At 39.5% G+C, this 15,212-nt stretch carries 19 protein-coding genes; 12 read left to right on the forward strand and 7 right to left on the reverse strand.

Annotated elements, in window-relative coordinates; all coding sequences use genetic code 11:
* The first annotated feature begins 7 nt into the window (after positions 1 to 7).
* Both ABS766_RS00665 and ABS766_RS00670 read left to right on the forward strand, forming a co-directional pair.
* Positions 8 to 934, forward strand: a complete 927-nt coding sequence (locus ABS766_RS00665) for a pirin family protein (protein ID WP_408083145.1) — start codon at positions 8 to 10, stop codon at positions 932 to 934.
* Positions 935 to 1,062: 128 nt separating this feature from the next.
* Complete coding sequence (locus ABS766_RS00670; RefSeq protein ID WP_408083146.1) at positions 1,063 to 1,923, forward strand: alpha/beta hydrolase; 861 nt, start codon at positions 1,063 to 1,065, stop codon at positions 1,921 to 1,923.
* On the opposite strand, the gene ABS766_RS00675 is transcribed toward ABS766_RS00670, so the two are convergent.
* A complete protein-coding gene (locus ABS766_RS00675; RefSeq protein WP_408083147.1) occupies positions 1,920 to 2,306 on the reverse strand; it encodes a rhodanese-like domain-containing protein in 387 nt (128 codons plus the stop codon). The genes ABS766_RS00670 and ABS766_RS00675 overlap by 4 nt on opposite strands.
* A gap of 174 nt (positions 2,307 to 2,480) precedes the next feature.
* Here ABS766_RS00675 and ABS766_RS00680 point away from each other — a divergent pair, with 174 nt between their 5' ends.
* Positions 2,481 to 2,924 (forward strand): response regulator, encoded by a 444-nt coding sequence (locus ABS766_RS00680; protein ID WP_408083148.1) that lies wholly within the window; start codon positions 2,481 to 2,483, stop codon positions 2,922 to 2,924.
* A gap of 36 nt (positions 2,925 to 2,960) precedes the next feature.
* On the opposite strand, the gene ABS766_RS00685 is transcribed toward ABS766_RS00680, so the two are convergent.
* The 3 genes from ABS766_RS00685 to ABS766_RS00695 are packed head-to-tail and all read right to left on the reverse strand — an operon-like array spanning position 2,961 to position 4,496.
* On the reverse strand, positions 2,961 to 3,281 hold the full coding sequence (locus tag ABS766_RS00685) for a rhodanese-like domain-containing protein (protein ID WP_408083149.1): 321 nt from the start codon (positions 3,279 to 3,281) through the stop codon (positions 2,961 to 2,963).
* Positions 3,282 to 3,303: 22 nt separating this feature from the next.
* A complete protein-coding gene (locus ABS766_RS00690) occupies positions 3,304 to 3,915 on the reverse strand; it encodes a thioredoxin family protein (protein ID WP_408083150.1) in 612 nt (203 codons plus the stop codon).
* Positions 3,916 to 3,923: 8 nt separating this feature from the next.
* Complete coding sequence (locus ABS766_RS00695; RefSeq protein ID WP_408083151.1) at positions 3,924 to 4,496, reverse strand: TlpA family protein disulfide reductase; 573 nt, start codon at positions 4,494 to 4,496, stop codon at positions 3,924 to 3,926.
* A gap of 131 nt (positions 4,497 to 4,627) precedes the next feature.
* Between ABS766_RS00695 and ABS766_RS00700 the strand changes: the two genes are divergently transcribed.
* From ABS766_RS00700 to ABS766_RS00710, 3 genes are read left to right on the forward strand one after another with little or no spacing between them, the layout of a single operon-like run.
* Positions 4,628 to 5,080: a MarR family winged helix-turn-helix transcriptional regulator gene (locus ABS766_RS00700; RefSeq protein WP_408083152.1), complete on the forward strand. Its 453-nt coding sequence runs from the start codon at positions 4,628 to 4,630 to the stop codon at positions 5,078 to 5,080.
* Positions 5,081 to 5,107: 27 nt separating this feature from the next.
* The gene (locus ABS766_RS00705; protein WP_408083153.1) at positions 5,108 to 5,743 is read left to right on the forward strand and encodes an NAD(P)H-dependent oxidoreductase; all 636 of its coding nucleotides are present in this window, start codon (positions 5,108 to 5,110) and stop codon (positions 5,741 to 5,743) included.
* A gap of 26 nt (positions 5,744 to 5,769) precedes the next feature.
* Positions 5,770 to 6,336 carry a YceI family protein gene (locus ABS766_RS00710; protein ID WP_408083154.1) on the forward strand — a complete coding sequence of 189 codons (567 nt, stop codon included), beginning with the start codon at positions 5,770 to 5,772 and terminating at the stop codon, positions 6,334 to 6,336.
* Between the two features lie 78 nt (positions 6,337 to 6,414).
* Here the strand turns inward: ABS766_RS00710 and cysK are convergent, their stop codons facing one another.
* Together cysK and epsC are read right to left on the reverse strand one after the other, a co-directional pair.
* Complete coding sequence (cysK, locus tag ABS766_RS00715) at positions 6,415 to 7,326, reverse strand: cysteine synthase A (protein WP_408083155.1); 912 nt, start codon at positions 7,324 to 7,326, stop codon at positions 6,415 to 6,417.
* Positions 7,327 to 7,340: 14 nt separating this feature from the next.
* Positions 7,341 to 8,156: a serine O-acetyltransferase EpsC gene (epsC, locus tag ABS766_RS00720; protein ID WP_408083156.1), complete on the reverse strand. Its 816-nt coding sequence runs from the start codon at positions 8,154 to 8,156 to the stop codon at positions 7,341 to 7,343.
* A gap of 339 nt (positions 8,157 to 8,495) precedes the next feature.
* Here epsC and ABS766_RS00725 point away from each other — a divergent pair, with 339 nt between their 5' ends.
* The 5 genes from ABS766_RS00725 (at position 8,496) to ABS766_RS00745 (ending at position 13,782) form a co-directional block, all read left to right on the forward strand.
* The gene (locus tag ABS766_RS00725) at positions 8,496 to 9,119 is read left to right on the forward strand and encodes a TetR/AcrR family transcriptional regulator (protein ID WP_408083157.1); all 624 of its coding nucleotides are present in this window, start codon (positions 8,496 to 8,498) and stop codon (positions 9,117 to 9,119) included.
* A complete protein-coding gene (locus ABS766_RS00730; protein ID WP_408083158.1) occupies positions 9,109 to 10,464 on the forward strand; it encodes a TolC family protein in 1,356 nt (451 codons plus the stop codon). The genes ABS766_RS00725 and ABS766_RS00730 overlap by 11 nt, the downstream gene beginning before the upstream one ends.
* 5 nt (positions 10,465 to 10,469) lie before the next feature.
* Positions 10,470 to 11,549, forward strand: coding sequence for an HlyD family secretion protein (locus tag ABS766_RS00735; protein ID WP_408083159.1), 1,080 nt, complete (start codon positions 10,470 to 10,472; stop codon positions 11,547 to 11,549).
* 4 nt (positions 11,550 to 11,553) lie between these two features.
* A complete protein-coding gene (locus ABS766_RS00740) occupies positions 11,554 to 13,143 on the forward strand; it encodes a DHA2 family efflux MFS transporter permease subunit (RefSeq protein WP_408083160.1) in 1,590 nt (529 codons plus the stop codon).
* 177 nt (positions 13,144 to 13,320) lie between these two features.
* A complete protein-coding gene (locus tag ABS766_RS00745) occupies positions 13,321 to 13,782 on the forward strand; it encodes a hypothetical protein (protein WP_408083161.1) in 462 nt (153 codons plus the stop codon).
* Between the two features lie 23 nt (positions 13,783 to 13,805).
* Here ABS766_RS00745 and yaaA read toward each other — a convergent pair whose 3' ends face one another.
* Positions 13,806 to 14,564, reverse strand: a complete 759-nt coding sequence (gene yaaA, locus ABS766_RS00750; protein WP_408083162.1) for a peroxide stress protein YaaA — start codon at positions 14,562 to 14,564, stop codon at positions 13,806 to 13,808.
* 74 nt (positions 14,565 to 14,638) lie between these two features.
* On the opposite strand from yaaA, the gene ABS766_RS00755 reads away from it, so the two are divergent.
* Positions 14,639 to 15,115: a response regulator transcription factor gene (locus tag ABS766_RS00755; RefSeq protein ID WP_408083163.1), complete on the forward strand. Its 477-nt coding sequence runs from the start codon at positions 14,639 to 14,641 to the stop codon at positions 15,113 to 15,115.
* The last annotated feature ends 97 nt before the right edge of the window (positions 15,116 to 15,212 follow it).

Genomic DNA, 15,212 nt, shown 5'->3' on the forward strand with positions numbered 1-15,212 from the left:
GATTCAAATGTCAAACGTAAGCCAGATTATTGAGGAGCGGCCAAGCGATATTGGTAACTTTTTAGTTGGGCGCCTGCTGCCCTTTAAAAATAAACGTTCTGTTGGCCCTTTTGTATTTATAGACCACATGGGGCCTGTACAGTTAAGCAGTAAAGAAAATTTTGATATTGGTCCTCATCCACATATTGGGCTCTCTACCTTAACCTATCTGTTTGAAGGTGCCGTAATGCACCGCGATAGCCTTGGGACAGAAATAGAAATACTGCCCGGACAAGTAAACTGGATGACGGCCGGAAAAGGTATTGTTCATAGTGAGCGTACGCCAGAAAGGCTACGCAATAGCGATAAAAACATGCATGGTTTACAAATATGGGTTGCACTGCCTAAAGAGCTGGAGCAGATGGAACCGTCATTTCACCATGTTGAAGCAGCACAACTGCCTACATGGAAAGAAGGCAATACCATGTACCGGTTGGTAGCAGGAGAAATAATGGGTAAAAAATCGGCTGTGCCTGTGTATAGCCCTCTTTACCTTTTGGAAATAAAAACTGTTGAGGCCTGCGAGATAAACCTGGGTGAACACCTGTATGGAGAGGCAGGGCTGTATATACTTGATGGAAAGATTGAGACCGAAGGTCAGGCCTTTTTACCAAAACAATTACTCGTAGCAAAAAACAGTAAGCTGTGCACTTTTAAAATGGCTGAGAATTCTACCGTTTATATATTTGGGGGAAAACCATTTGATGAGCCCCGACGTATATATTGGAACTTTGTGGCTACAACCCCGGAACTGATTGAAAATGCCAAAGAACGATGGAAGAACCAGGAATTTGATAAAGTACCAGGAGAAACCGGCTATATACCGTTGCCGGAAGATTTTAATAACTTTAAATTGAAGAAAGAGAATAATGATAATGAAAATACTGCATTCTAATAATGTTCGGAAGGCTGATTTACTGCCACAGTAACCTGTAAACACTATGCATAATAACTTACTGCAGGCTGTATAGGATGCACGGGATAATAACTTTAAAAAAAATCCCTCAGTGCCTTGTGTAAAAAATGTTTAAATGCATAAAAATTATACGCTGCATTTTTAGCATAGAGGCGGGTATTTTTAACCAATCTGAAGAACACATGCCGATAAATTCTGTAACTATTGTATTTATTACAGGGGCTTTTGTAAGCCACCTGAGCTGGAAACCCTGGATGGAATATTTTCAGGCAAAAGGCTTTAATTGTATAGCCCCGCCCTGGCCTTATAAAGAGGGAAAACCTGAAGAACTTCGAAAAGATGAAAATGCCAAAAGCAAAATTGCATCATTACGTTTTAACAAGCTGGTAGATTACTTTGAAGATATTGTAAGCAAGCTACCCGAAAAACCTGTGGTAATTGGCCATTCAATTGGAGGCCTTATTGTACAGATACTTGTAAACCGCGATTTGGTAAGGGCAGGCATAGCCATACACTCAGTACCCCCGCAGGGTGTGTTTTCATTAGAATGGCCTTTAATAAAATCTATGTGGAAACCCCTCGGGATTTTTACCGCTTCTAAAAAAACATATCTCATGAGTTTTAAAGAGTGGCAATACGCTTTTACCAATGATATGCCAGAAGAAGAACAGTTTGCCGCGTACGAAAAATATATACTGCCTGAATCTAAAAAATTATTGCGGGATACACTTACCTATGCCTCTAAAATTGACTTTCAGAAAACGCATCCACCCCTCTTATTTATAGCAGGGGGTAATGACAACCTGGTTACCTCTACGCTTAATTATAATAACTATGCCAAGTATAACAAAGAGCACTCTGTAACTGATTATAAAGAGTTTAAAGATAAAAACCATTTTATCACCGGGCATTTGTTATGGGAAGATGAAGCCCAGTACATACTTTCATGGCTTGAGGTATTACCCTAATTTTCAACAGGCTTTTCCGCTTTTTGCCAGGCTTCAATACCGCCGTTAAGCTCTATAATATTGGTAAAGCTTTTAGCCTTTAGCATATCTACAGCTTTTGCGCTGCGCCCACCTGACCGGCAGTATACATATACAGCCTTATCTTTATCAAGGCTGTCCAGGCGTTGTGCAAAATCATTTTCATTAATATCAATGTTTACAGCATTGGCTATATGGCCGCTATTATATTCTTCGGGGGTGCGCACATCTATCACTTGCACCCCATCTTGTTTTACAGCAGTATAGAAAGCAGCGGGTTCTACTAGTTCAGCACTTTTAGCATGCTCTTTTTTACAACCTGTAAGTGCTAAGCCTAGTGCCAAAATCGCCATTATTTTCTTCATTTTTTCTATCATTATTTAGTTTTTAAAATCTATTTTCATTATAACAATGTAAATAAAATATGATTAAAAATAATGTAAAAAGTTGAAAAAAAAATGTAAAATTAAATAACCATAAAGGTGATTATAATTTTATTTTGCACAATGTTTTACCCTATCCATTAAACCTAAATGCACATGAAAAAGCACAGGGATATACTTGTTATAGAAGACGATGAAGATGACAGGGAAATATTAGAAGAGATATTTAGGGACCTGGGCTACAAGAATAATATCATTTTTTTTTCTGACAGTACTGAGGCGCTGACCTACTTAAGACAGCCCGAAATAACGCCTTTTATAATAATTTCTGATATTAACATGCCAAAGTTGGGAGGTTTTGAATTACGGAATATAATACTGGAGGAAGAAATTTTACGCGATAAAGACATTCCGTATATATTTGTATCTAACGCACACGATGAAAGCTCTGTTAAACAAGCTAATAAACTTAAGGTACAGGGATATATACAAAAAGGTAGTGATTATGCTAAATATAAAGACAAAATAAAGGGCATTGTAGATTACTGGAAAGAAAACATACACTCCTTTTCATCTAAAGGCATAAAAAAACAGGGTTAAAACCCTGTTTTTTTATTTTATCCTTATCCGAGTAATTTATTCGTCTTTAGGCTGTACTACAGGGCCATCCCATTGTAAAATACCACCTGTAAGGTTATATACGGTATTAAAACCTAATTGTTGCATTACGTTGCAGGCCTGTGCGCTACGTGCGCCACTGCGGCAATATACATAATAGCTTTTTTCTTTATCCAGATCTTCCAGCGCATCTACAAAACCCTGCCCACTATAAATATTTATAAGTAAAGCACCGGGTATTATTCCTTCTTCCCATTCTTCGGGAGTGCGTACATCTAATATTGCTGAGTTATTATCTTCCTGGGTGCCTTCCCACCACTGCTTTTGCGAAATATCCATACCTGTTTTTTTTGCAAAGGTATTATGCTTTTATTGAACAGCCAATAGCTTTTGTTTCTTTTACAGTTACCTCTTTGCCTCTAAGCAGGGCATCAACTGCATTTTCAACATATTTCTGCTTTACGGCAGCAGCATCTTCGTAGTTATCATCAATAGCGCCAATATATTTCACTACATTGCCCTTAGCTGTTTTTTGCAATATAAAAACATGCGGTGTTTTGGTAGCACCATATTGCGGATATACTTTCTGTCCTTCATCGATAAGGTAGGGAAAGCTATATTTTTTTTCTTTGGCGCGGGCTTGCATATTAGCAAAATTATCAGCCTCCATTTTAACAGGGTCATTGGGCTGTATAGCCACTACGGGATATCCCAAAGCCTTATATTTTTTATCCAGTGCTATTATGCGGTCTTCATAAGCCTGGGCATACGGGCAGTGGTTACAGGTAAAAATAACAATATAGCCTTTGGCATCTTTCATATTTTTTAATGATACCATTTTGCCATCAACATTTTTAAGGCTGAAATCTGTGGCAATATCGCCTACTTTATATCCGCCGGCAGCAGTATTGGTGGTAAATGCTGCGGCAAGCCCTGCAACAACTACAAGGGCTAAAATTTTTAAGGTTTTCATGGTTTTATTTATTTAAATTTTATAATTTCATTTTTAAGCTCCTCATAGGTAAAGGACTGCTCATAAAATTTCCGCTTGGTTTTATTATAAATAACCGTAGCAGGTATGGCACCGCTCCAACTCTTGCTTATCTTGGGTATCCAGCTGTTAGAGTCGGGGTCGCGCAATAAAAGCACCTGGCTTTGCAACTGTTTGTTTTCTATAAAAGGCAACAGCCTGCTCTCTATCATTTTTACCATATCAAGACTCACCAGTATTACTTTTACTTTATCCTTTTTGAGTTCGGCATTTACCTTTTCAAAATTCGGTAGTTCTTCTACACAGGGCACACACCACGTAGCCCAGAAGTTTACTACATAAGTAGTATCATTTTTTTGGTTAAGAAAATACTCTAATCCTTCAAAATCGTATGCTTTAACCGATGTTTTTCCGTTGCTGTATATTTTAAGAGGTTTGGGTTCACCCTGCATTTTGGGCAGCGCTATACTATTTTTAGTTTGGGTCTGTTGCGCATCTGTTGCGGTATAACTACAAAAGGCAATAAACAGTACTATAAGCAATATTTTTAAAATATTTTTCACTGTAAAAGTAATTGAGCTACTAAATTAAGTAAAATATGGGCACTATGAACTAAGAATAAAATTTTTAACCTCAATATTTGTATATACAAATAATTGTTATACATTTGTAACAACAAATTTTGTAAGTACAAATGAAAATTGAAGAAGTATTAAAATCGGTTAATACCATGCCATTGGCACAAAAAACCGTGCTTAACCTTATGTATACCCAAAATGTGCTGGCAGAAAATTTTAATGAGCTTTTGAAAGTGTATGACCTTTCTGCAGAGCAATTTAACGTGTTACGAATATTAAGGGGCCAAAAGGGCAAGCCTGCCAACATGTGCGTTATACAGGAGCGCATGATAGCCCGTACCAGTAACACTACACGGCTGGTAGATAAATTACTGCTCAAAGGATTTGTTACCCGGGAAGTTTGCCCTACAAACCGCCGCAAAATGGAAATTGGCATAACACAAAAAGGGTTGGATTTACTAACAGAGCTTGACCCGAAAGTTAACAAAAACCATGAGTTTTTTACCGATAACTTAACCGATACTGAATTAGAACAGCTTAATATACTGCTTGAAAAACTAAGAGGATAATTTATCAATTAATACTAAACCTTATATATGAAAAATTACATTGAAAGTTTGCAGTGGCGTTATGCTACAAAAAAATACAATGATAAAAAAGTTACCGCAGAGGAACTTGAATTACTTAAAGATGCTGTACAGTTAAGTGTATCATCATTAGGATTGCAGCCTTACCGCATAGTGGTTATAGAAAGCCAGGATGTTAAAGAAAAACTGGCCGAAGCTGCAAGCGGTAACAATAAAAATATCTTTAAAGATGCATCGCACCTTTTTATTTTTGCAAATGAAGTAAATGTTGGCGCTGAACAGGTAGATGATTTTATTAATAATATTATTGAAACACGCGGTGTGCCACGCGAAGAAGTAGCCGGTTTTGGCGACTATATTAAAGGGTACCTGGATGGCCAGAGTGATGAGCAAAAAAACATATGGACTGCCAAACAAACTTACTTAGCGCTAAGCACACTTATAAATAGTGCTGCCGTACTGAAAATTGATGCCACACCTATGGAAGGTTTTGATGCGGTAAAAATTAATGAAATACTGGAACTTGACAAAAAAGGCCTGAATGCCGTTGTAGTAGCAGCTATTGGCTACAGGCATGATGAAGATGCCATGCAACACCTTGAAAAGGTGCGTAAACCTAAACAAGAATTATTTATAACTATTTAATAAACCCTATTCAAATTTTAAAAACAATGAAAAATCTAAAAACTGTTGCTATTGCATTTGTGGCTGTATTATCATCTTTTGCCACTACCGCACAAACTAAAAAAATAAATACTTCTGCCAGTACTATTGAGTGGGTAGGTAAAAAAGTAACAGGCCAGCATTCTGGTACTATGAAATTTAAAGATGGTGCACTTACTTTTAAAGGCGGAAAACTTACAGGGGGGAGCTTTACAGTTGATATGACATCTGTTAACGTAACAGACCTTGAAGGCGAATATAAAGGCAAACTGGAAGGCCACCTTAAAGCAGAAGACTTTTTTGGTACTGACAAATATAAAACCTCAACACTGGTATTTAAGTCAGTTAAAGAAAAATCAGCCGGTATATATGCCGTTACTGCCGACCTTACTATTAAAAACATTACTAAACCCGTAACGTTTGACCTTACTGTTGGTAAAGATTTTGCTACCACTAACTTTAATATCGACAGAACAAAATACGGTATTGAGTATAATTCAGGCAGTATTTTTGACGGTCTTGGAGATAAAGTTATTTATGACGAGTTTGAGCTTGCAGTAACACTGAAGTTTTAATTTTAGATTTAGGTAAACAATAAAAGCCCCGCAGTGCGGGGCTTTTTTATGTTATATAATCAAATAATTCCTACTCCATTAAGAGAAGTACCCTTCTACCGAAAGGTAACGCTCACCGGTATCATAATTAAAGGTAAGCACGGTTGCGCCTTCGGGAATTTCAGACAGCTTTTTACTCACCGCCGCTAAAGAAGCCCCGGTACTTATACCGGCCAGTATGCCTTCTTGCTTAGCAAGATTACGCGAAAATTCAAAGGCCTCGTCTTTGCCCACCTGTATGGTGCCGTCTATTACATCACTATTATAAATTGACGGTATAAAACCAGCCCCTATGCCCTGTATAGGGTGTGGCCCAGGTGATCCGCCGCTTAATACAGGAGAAGCCTCCGGCTCTACGGCAAATACTTTAATGTCCGGAAATTTCTCTTTCAATACTTCGGCAACACCTGTTATGTGCCCCCCGGTACCCACACCGGTTATCAGGTAATCTATCCCTTCAGGAAAATCAGCTATAATTTCCTGTGCGGTGGTGAGCCTGTGCACATCAACATTAGCTGGGTTATCAAACTGGCTGGGAGACCACGCATTGGGTGTATTGGCAGTAAGCTCTGCCGCTTTTTCTATAGCGCCTTTCATACCTTTTTCGCGCGGGGTAAGTTCAAATTCTGCCCCGTAAATAGACATCAGTTTCCTGCGCTCCACACTCATACTCTCCGGCATTACCAGTATTAGCTTATAGCCTTTTACCGCTGCCACAAGCGCCAGGCCAATACCTGTATTGCCGCTGGTAGGCTCTATAATAACACTATCCGGTTTTAATATGCCTTTGGCTTCGGCATCTTCTACCATTGCCAGAGCAATCCTGTCTTTAATGCTGCTGCCCGGGTTAGTGCGTTCCAGTTTAATCCACACGTTATGGCCTTTAAAAAGTGTATCGAGTTTTACATGCGGCGTGTTGCCTATGGTTTCTAAAATGTTACCTGCTTTCATAAGTAAATAGTATTTTATATTATAAAATTTATAGGTTCAGGAAATACATCCCTGCTTTTTATTGTAGCTTCACTTTTATGGTATACCAAAGAGTTTTGGGGTATTGCGTGTGTTATCCACACATTACCCCCAATTATACTGCCTTTGCCAATTACTGTACTGCCTCCAAGTATGGTAGCATTGGCATATATGGTAACATTATCGCTAATGGTAGGGTGTCGCTTTACAGAGGCTTCTTCTTTAGCTACGCTTAAAGCCCCCAGTGTTACTCCCTGGTATATTTTTACATCGTTGCCAATTATACAGGTTTCGCCTATAACCACCCCTGTGCCATGGTCTATAAAAAAACGTGTGCCAATTTGCGCCCCGGGATGAATATCTATACCTGTTTTGCCATGCACATATTCGCTAAGCATGCGGGGCAATAACGGCACTTGCCTTATCCAGAGTTCATGAGCCAGCCGGTATACGGCTATGGCAAAAAAACCAGGATAAGATACCAAAACTTCATTGCGGGATTTAGCCGCCGGGTCAAACTCAAAAATCGCCTTCAGGTCGTCTTCAAGCTTTTGATGCAGGTGCATCACATTATCATTGAGGGCTTTAACAATATCTCCAGCTTTGTGCTCCCCCATCCCTGCCTGAATCAGCAACTGCTCAAATAGTGTATGCAATTCAGTTTCCTTTTTAATAAAATAATCATAGTCGGCATATTGTGGGCCAATGCAGAACAGCCATTCAAAAAAAGCTTCTACCCAATAGGCCGTTTTAGCCTTATCGGGCAAAATACCCGACTTTAAATAATTTGCCGTATATACAGGATGTTTCATAGATTAAAATAAAAAAGCCCCTCTTTTACAAACAGAGGAGCTTTATGTTATTATGCAGTGTCCCATATAGCGCCTGCATTGCCCCTTTACGATAAGGGACAACATATATAAGCTATTACTATATGTGCACAGGCCATAATTTTAATTGAATAAATCAAATTTAAAAAATTTATTTGCACTACCCTACTAAATCAGTAGATTTTACATCTTAAATAATTGTTAATTCCATCCGCATCAGCGAAACCGATATATGTTAATAATACGTTAAGGAAACATTTAAACGATTGTTTAAATTAAACGTTTGTTTAATTTTGTGTCGGATTTTTAAGAACGTGGTTTATGACAGAATTTAATGACAAGCAAACCGATATATTACAAACTGCAGAGAAACTGTTTGCAGAAGAAGGTTTTGATGGCACCTCTATAAGAAGTATAGCCAAAGAAGCCGGAGTGAATATCGCTATGATATCCTACTACTTTGGGTCTAAAGAGAAGCTTTTGGAAGCCTTGATAATGTATCGTACATCGGGCATGAAGATGCAGCTTGAAACTATTTTTAAGGAAGACCTTTCGCCACTTGAAAAAGTGAACAGGCTGGTAGACCTTTATATTTCACGTATTAATAAAAACAAATGCATGTACCAGATTATGCATTTTGAGCTTTCTACAAAAAAAAGGATTATGAATATGGAAAGCTTTATGGAGGTAAAAAAACAAAACAGTGAAATATTTAAAAAGATAATTGAAGAAGGCCAGGAACAGGGCATTTTTACCAAAAATGTAAATATAGCCCTTATACCTACCACTATACTGGGCACCCTTGTACACTTTAGGTCTAACAGGCTGTATTATGAAAAAACCATGCAGTTAGATACCGAAGAGACTTTTGAAAGTTATGTTACAAATGAATTGACACAGCATATTAAACAAACAATTAAAGCGCTATTATTACATGAAAATTAAACATTTACTGCAATTGGCCATTATTTTTGCCTGTGCCCTGATGCAGGCACAGCAAAAGCAAACCCTTTCGTTGGATGAGGCTGTAAACATGGCAGTAGCTAAAAGCACCGGGGCAAACCTTGCCGACACAAGAGTTGAAACCTCTAAGATGGAATTGGCTAATTCAAAAAACAATGCCTATCCCTCATTTACCGTTTCAGGGCAGTACTTACGGGTATCTGACCCTACCATTAAACTTAAAACAGGCGGCGGCAGTTCCGGAGACAGCGGTGATTCCGGCGATTCCGGAAACGGTTCCTCTACCCCAACAGTTAACAGTGCCATGTTTGGGCTGGCTAACGCAAGCCTTCCTGTTTTTGCAGGGGGTAAAATAAAAAACGGCATTGCGGCAAGCGAAAATAATTATAAGGCCGAAACCTTTAATGCTGCCAATACCAAAGAGCAGATTGCCCTGCAAACCATAGCGCTTTATAGTAACCTGTATAAGGCACAACAATCGGTTAGCCTTATAGCTGAGAACCTTAAAAGCGCCAACCAGCGTGTTAATGATTTTAGCGCTATGGAAGAAAACGGCTTGCTTGCCCGTAATGATTTATTGAAGGCACAACTACAGGCCAGCAATATTGAAGTAAGCATGGAAGAAGCTAAAAAAAATGTAGTTACCATTAACTACCAGCTTGTTACCCTGCTTCATTTGCCTGAAGGCACACAAATAGCCATTGATGAAGATTATTTTATAAACAATACAAGCGAGATACCTGTTAATGAAAGCAGTGCTATTGCTCAGCGTAGCGACCTTGAAGCATTGCGTTATGCAGAAAAAGCGGCAGAGAATAATATTAAGGCCGTAAAGGCAGATTATTATCCTGCCATTTCTTTAGCTGCCGGTTATGTTTACCTTAATGTACCCAATTTTGTTGAAGTATATAATGCCGCCAATGTGGGCGTTGGCCTTTCTTATGACCTGGCAAGTCTGTATAAAAACGGTAAAAAAGTAAAAGCTGCAGAGAGCCGCAGGAATGAAGTGCAACAACAACTTGACCTGCAAACCGAACAGGTTAAGGTAGAGGTGAAAACCGCTATAGAAAACTATGCCTTTGCCATTAAACAAAACAGGGTATACACAAAGGCTGTAGAACAGGCCGCTGAAAATTACCGTATAGTAAAGGATAAATATGATAACGGACTGGTAGATACTAATGACCTGCTTGAAGCCGATGTGCAGCAGCTACAGGCAAAGCTTGATGAAACGTTTAGTAAGGCAGATATTACACAACGCTATTATGAATTGCTTAATGCATCGGGCACATTAACTAACTCTTTTAACATTACCAAAAACAATTAATAATCATGGAAAAGAAAAAAACAAATAAAAAGTTTCTTATAATACTTATCGTACTGGTAGTTTTGGGTGCGGGGTACGGAACGTATAAATACCTGCACTCACTGGCGCATGAAACTACAGACGATGCCCAGATAGAAAAAAACATGTCGCCCATTATACCGCGTGTTACCGGGTATATTACCAAAATATATGTAAAAGATAACCAGCAGGTAAAAAAAGGCGATACCCTTTTTGTAATAGATGATAAAGATTATGTAGTAAGGGTTGAAGAAGCTAAAGCAGCACTGGCCGCAGCACAAAGCAGTTTTGAGGCCGCCAAGGCCGATATAGGCGGTGCATCGGCAGGAGTAGCGGTAAGCGATGCTAACATTGCATCATCTAAACAGAATATAGAGGCTGCAAAAGTAAGGTTGTGGAGGGCTACTAATGATTTTGAACGTTACCAGAACCTGTATAAAAATAAGTCGATAACCAAACAACAGTTTGAGCAGGCTGAGGCTACCATGAAAGAAGCTCAGGCCGACTTAAGCGCACTGCAACAGGCCGAAGCCGCCAGCAGGTCGCAACGCAATGCCAGTGTTTCCCGAAGTAATGTATCGGCAAAGCAAACCGATGTGGCGCAGGCTAATATAAGCAAAGCACAGGCTGCGCTTGATGCAGCAAAACTTAACCTGGACTACACTGTGGTTACAGCTGCTGTAGATGGGCAACTAAGCGCAATTGATGTGCAGCCGGGGCAACTGGTGCAACCGGGGCAGGCGTTGTTTTATATTATAAGCAGTGAATCAGCCTGGGTAGTGGCTAATTTTAAAGAAACACAGCTTGCAAAAATGCAGGAAGGCCAAAAAGTAACCATTGAAGCCGATGCATACCCTGACATTGAGTTTGAGGGTGTGGTAAGCTCTTTCAGCCCGGCAACAGGGGCGCGCTTTTCTTTACTGCCTCCGGATAATGCTACGGGTAACTTTGTAAAAACCATACAACGTGTGCCTGTAAAAATCACCCTGACTGAAAATAACAAAAAAGAAAATATTGCACTGCTTCGCCCGGGAATGAACGTGGATGTGGATGTGCACTTAAAATAATACTATGGCAGGAGCAGCAACTGTAAGCAACGACTTGGTAGAATATGGCTTCAGGCGGGTTATCATTACGATAACGGCGGTACTGTGTGCCCTGCTCGAAATTGTAGATACTACCATAGTAAACGTTGCCTTAAATGAAATGCGGGGCAGCCTTGGCGCCACGCTAACCGATGTGGCATGGGTTATTACTGCCTACGCCATTGCAAACGTAATAATTATACCCATGACAAGCTGGCTTTCCCAGCAGTTTGGGCGGCGGAATTACTTTGCGGCATCTATTATAATTTTTACCGTATCATCATTTTTGTGTGGTAATGCCACCGGTATATGGGAGCTTGTAATTTTCCGGTTTATACAGGGTATGGGTGGTGGTGCCCTGTTGGTAACAGCACAAACCATTATTACCGAGAGTTACCCTGCCGAAAAGCGCGGTATGGCACAGGCCATTTATGGTATGGGGGTAATTGTTGGCCCAACGCTTGGCCCGCCGCTTGGGGGCTGGATTGTTGATAACTGGAGCTGGCCTTATATATTTTATATTAATGTGCCGCTGGGTATTATTGCCACCATGCTTACACTGATTTATGTAAAAAGCCCAAAGTATGGCGAAAAAATGCGGGCAGACCAGGTGGACTGGTGGGGTATTCTTTTCCTCGCCTCATTCATCGGATCCCTACAGTTTGTATTAGAACATGGCCAACAGGATGACTGGTTTGAAGACTCTTCTATTATAACATTAAGCGTTGTAAGCCTGTTTGGCCTGATTGCCTTTATATGGCGTGAAATGGTATATGAACACCCAATTGTAAACCTTAGGGTTTTAAAAGACAGTAACCTGCGTATTGGTACTATAATGACTTTTATACTGGGCTTCGGATTATATGGCTCAACCTTTATCATACCCATATATACACAGTCTATTTTAGGATGGACGGCCCTTGATGCCGGTATGCTGCTTATACCAAGCTCGCTTACTACTGCTTTTATGATGCCTATAATTGGGCAGATGATACAGCGTGGCGTAAAACAGACTTATATGGTAGCTGCAGGTTTCCTTGTGTTCTTTTTCTTTGCCTACTGGATGCATAATGTAATGACGCCGGATACGGGCGCAGAACATTTTTTCTGGCCGCTGATATTGCGCGGTGTTGGGTTGGGGTTGTTGTTTGTGCCCATTACCACCATGTCACTCTCTACCCTACAGGGAAAAAGTATTGGCGAAGGTGCAGCATTTACAGGTATGACGCGGCAGTTGGGAGGATCGTTTGGTATTGCCATCATCAGTACCTTTATTACACGTTTTTCTCAAATGCACAGGGTAAACCTGGTATCGCACGAAAGCATAACCGACTTTGAAGTACAGCAACGGGTAAAGCAGCTAACTTCCGGCTTTATGTCCAGAGGTTTTACCTATAACGAAGCGCTTGATAAAGCCTATGCCGCCATGAATGGTGCGGTGATGAAGCAGGCAACAGTACTTTCTTATATGGATATATTTATGTATCTGGGCATACTATTTTTAATCTGTATACCTTTTATACTACTTGTAAAACAAGGTAAGGCAAAAGTAGATGTGTCTGATGCAATGCATTAAATAAGTGTTAATTGTTTTGGTTGCCGGTTGTTTGGCTATGTAATATAGTTCTTGCAACCGGTATTTTTTTGCATTAACATGAAGCTGTATATGCAAAACTAAGTTTAGCAAATTTTTAAATTTTTATTAGGTATTTTTAAAGATTTCTGCCTGTATTTTTGAGGTTATAAATTTGCTATGAAAAAGATATTTTTAGTACTACTTACATTAGGCTGTTTTACCGCCTGCTCTGATGATGACAATAATGATGTTGACAATGGCCTGCATAATCCCTACACCGGAACGGTAAACGGGGATTGGAGAACCAAACAGATAAGCACTTCTGACTATATAATTACAAGTAATTGTGAAAATGATATTATAGCAGAAGCTAATTACTACTATAGTTTTAACGCAGATGGCTCGGTAGATGTATATAATTATTGCGACAATAACGGGGATATACACAATCAAATACCTCTTACAACTGGCACCTACCAAACCACCGGAAATGTGTTTACTATAACTATTGCAGGCCAGGAAGGCAAGGCACACATGGTAGATTACCTTGATGAGTATAATGCACTGGAGCTGCGTTTTGACATTGGCAGTTCCGGATTATTTTACGGATACGATATTACTATAGAACAGCAACCGTAAAAAAGCCCGTTTGGGCTTTTTTGTTATCTTGTAAATACCAACGTGTTGCCTTTGCTTAATTTAGCATCAAAGGCATAACCTTCATAATTAAAACCTTTCAGGGCCTTCAGGGTTTTTACATTATTATCAACAATATAGCGTGCCATCATGCCACGCGCTTTTTTGGCAAAAAAGCTTACCATACGAAGGTTGCCATCTTTATAATCTTTAAATTCCGGGGTAATAACCGGTACTTTTAAAGCCTTTTCATCTATGGCGCCAAAATATTCCTGGCTGGCAAGGTTTAAAAATAACTCATTATCTTTTAATTCCTCATTTAGCGCCGCGGTAACCTGTTCTTTCCAAAATTCATACAGGTTTTTATGCTCATCTACCTGTAGCTGGGTACCCATTTCCAATCTGTAAGGCTGTATTAAATCAAGGGGCTTTAGCAATCCGTATAACCCCGATAATATCCGTACGGTATCCTGTAACTTATTTACTTTTTTCGGGGGGATGGTATACGCATCAAGCCCCACATATACATCACCGTTAAAAGCATAAATAGCAGGCCTGGCATTTTTGTTGGTAAAAGGCGTTTGCCAGTCCTGGTTGCGCTGCCAGTTTAATTCTGCCAGTTTATCAGATATATGCATCAGTTCGCTTAAATCTTTTGGCGACATATCCTTTACGGCATTGTGCACCACTTTTGCCTCATTTAAAAAATCAGGCTGCGTATATTTACGTACAGGTAATTTTGTTTCAAAATCCAGCGTCTTGGCGGGAGATAGTACAAGTTTCATGTAAATCTGGTTTATCATTCAAAAGTAATCACACAAAAACATATCTGCAACAGAATATTTATATTTGCCTTACTATGAGCCTTGTTTCTACATTAAAAAAATATAAAGAAGTTTTATTATATGGCGCAAGCCTGGCAATATTACTATTATTGCTACGCTGGTTTGAGTTTCGTTTTGTGGTACTTAATAATTCGCTTGATATGTACATAGGCCTCACGGCATTATTGTTTATGGGGTTGGGCATCTGGCTGTCGCAAAAACTCGCAAAGCCAAAAAAAGAAATAATAGTTATTGAGCGTAAAGTGCCCATGCCGCCGCAAAAAGAATTTGTATGCAACGAGGCCGAATCAGAACGGCTTGGCCTTAGTAAAAGAGAGCTGGAAGTATTGCAACTGATGTCTGAAGGGATGAGCAATGCCGAAATTGCCGAAAGCCTTTTTGTATCGCTCAATACTGTAAAAACGCATTCGTCTAAAATTTTTGGTAAGCTCGAAGTTAAAAGGCGCACCCAGGCGGTAGAAATGGCAAAACGCCTGATGCTTATACCCTAAGGCCTAACACAAAAGTATGATGTTACCCTCCTTAAAAGCAAAATCACCCAAAAGTATGAGTCTGTTTTTATCTGAATACCCCAATTTTGCAGTATTA

It is taken from the genome of Flavobacterium rhizosphaerae, from assembly GCF_046000445.1.
GTDB lineage: Bacteria > Bacteroidota > Bacteroidia > Flavobacteriales > Flavobacteriaceae > Flavobacterium > Flavobacterium rhizosphaerae.

Coding starts and splice junctions, on each gene's coding strand:
- cysK (WP_408083155.1), bottom strand. CDS start 7,326: ATGAAAGCAGGTAACATTTTAGAAACCATAGGCAACACGCCGCATGTA.
- ABS766_RS00680 (WP_408083148.1), top strand. CDS start 2,481: ATGAAAAAGCACAGGGATATACTTGTTATAGAAGACGATGAAGATGAC.
- ABS766_RS00690 (WP_408083150.1), bottom strand. CDS start 3,915: ATGAAAACCTTAAAAATTTTAGCCCTTGTAGTTGTTGCAGGGCTTGCC.
- ABS766_RS00735 (WP_408083159.1), top strand. CDS start 10,470: ATGGAAAAGAAAAAAACAAATAAAAAGTTTCTTATAATACTTATCGTA.
- ABS766_RS00705 (WP_408083153.1), top strand. CDS start 5,108: ATGAAAAATTACATTGAAAGTTTGCAGTGGCGTTATGCTACAAAAAAA.
- epsC (WP_408083156.1), bottom strand. CDS start 8,156: ATGAAACATCCTGTATATACGGCAAATTATTTAAAGTCGGGTATTTTG.
- ABS766_RS00670 (WP_408083146.1), top strand. CDS start 1,063: ATGTTTAAATGCATAAAAATTATACGCTGCATTTTTAGCATAGAGGCG.
- ABS766_RS00730 (WP_408083158.1), top strand. CDS start 9,109: ATGAAAATTAAACATTTACTGCAATTGGCCATTATTTTTGCCTGTGCC.
- ABS766_RS00725 (WP_408083157.1), top strand. CDS start 8,496: ATGACAGAATTTAATGACAAGCAAACCGATATATTACAAACTGCAGAG.
- ABS766_RS00685 (WP_408083149.1), bottom strand. CDS start 3,281: ATGGATATTTCGCAAAAGCAGTGGTGGGAAGGCACCCAGGAAGATAAT.
- ABS766_RS00700 (WP_408083152.1), top strand. CDS start 4,628: ATGAAAATTGAAGAAGTATTAAAATCGGTTAATACCATGCCATTGGCA.
- ABS766_RS00675 (WP_408083147.1), bottom strand. CDS start 2,306: ATGAAGAAAATAATGGCGATTTTGGCACTAGGCTTAGCACTTACAGGT.
- ABS766_RS00740 (WP_408083160.1), top strand. CDS start 11,554: ATGGCAGGAGCAGCAACTGTAAGCAACGACTTGGTAGAATATGGCTTC.
- yaaA (WP_408083162.1), bottom strand. CDS start 14,564: ATGAAACTTGTACTATCTCCCGCCAAGACGCTGGATTTTGAAACAAAA.
- ABS766_RS00745 (WP_408083161.1), top strand. CDS start 13,321: ATGAAAAAGATATTTTTAGTACTACTTACATTAGGCTGTTTTACCGCC.
- ABS766_RS00665 (WP_408083145.1), top strand. CDS start 8: ATGTCAAACGTAAGCCAGATTATTGAGGAGCGGCCAAGCGATATTGGT.
- ABS766_RS00710 (WP_408083154.1), top strand. CDS start 5,770: ATGAAAAATCTAAAAACTGTTGCTATTGCATTTGTGGCTGTATTATCA.
- ABS766_RS00755 (WP_408083163.1), top strand. CDS start 14,639: ATGAGCCTTGTTTCTACATTAAAAAAATATAAAGAAGTTTTATTATAT.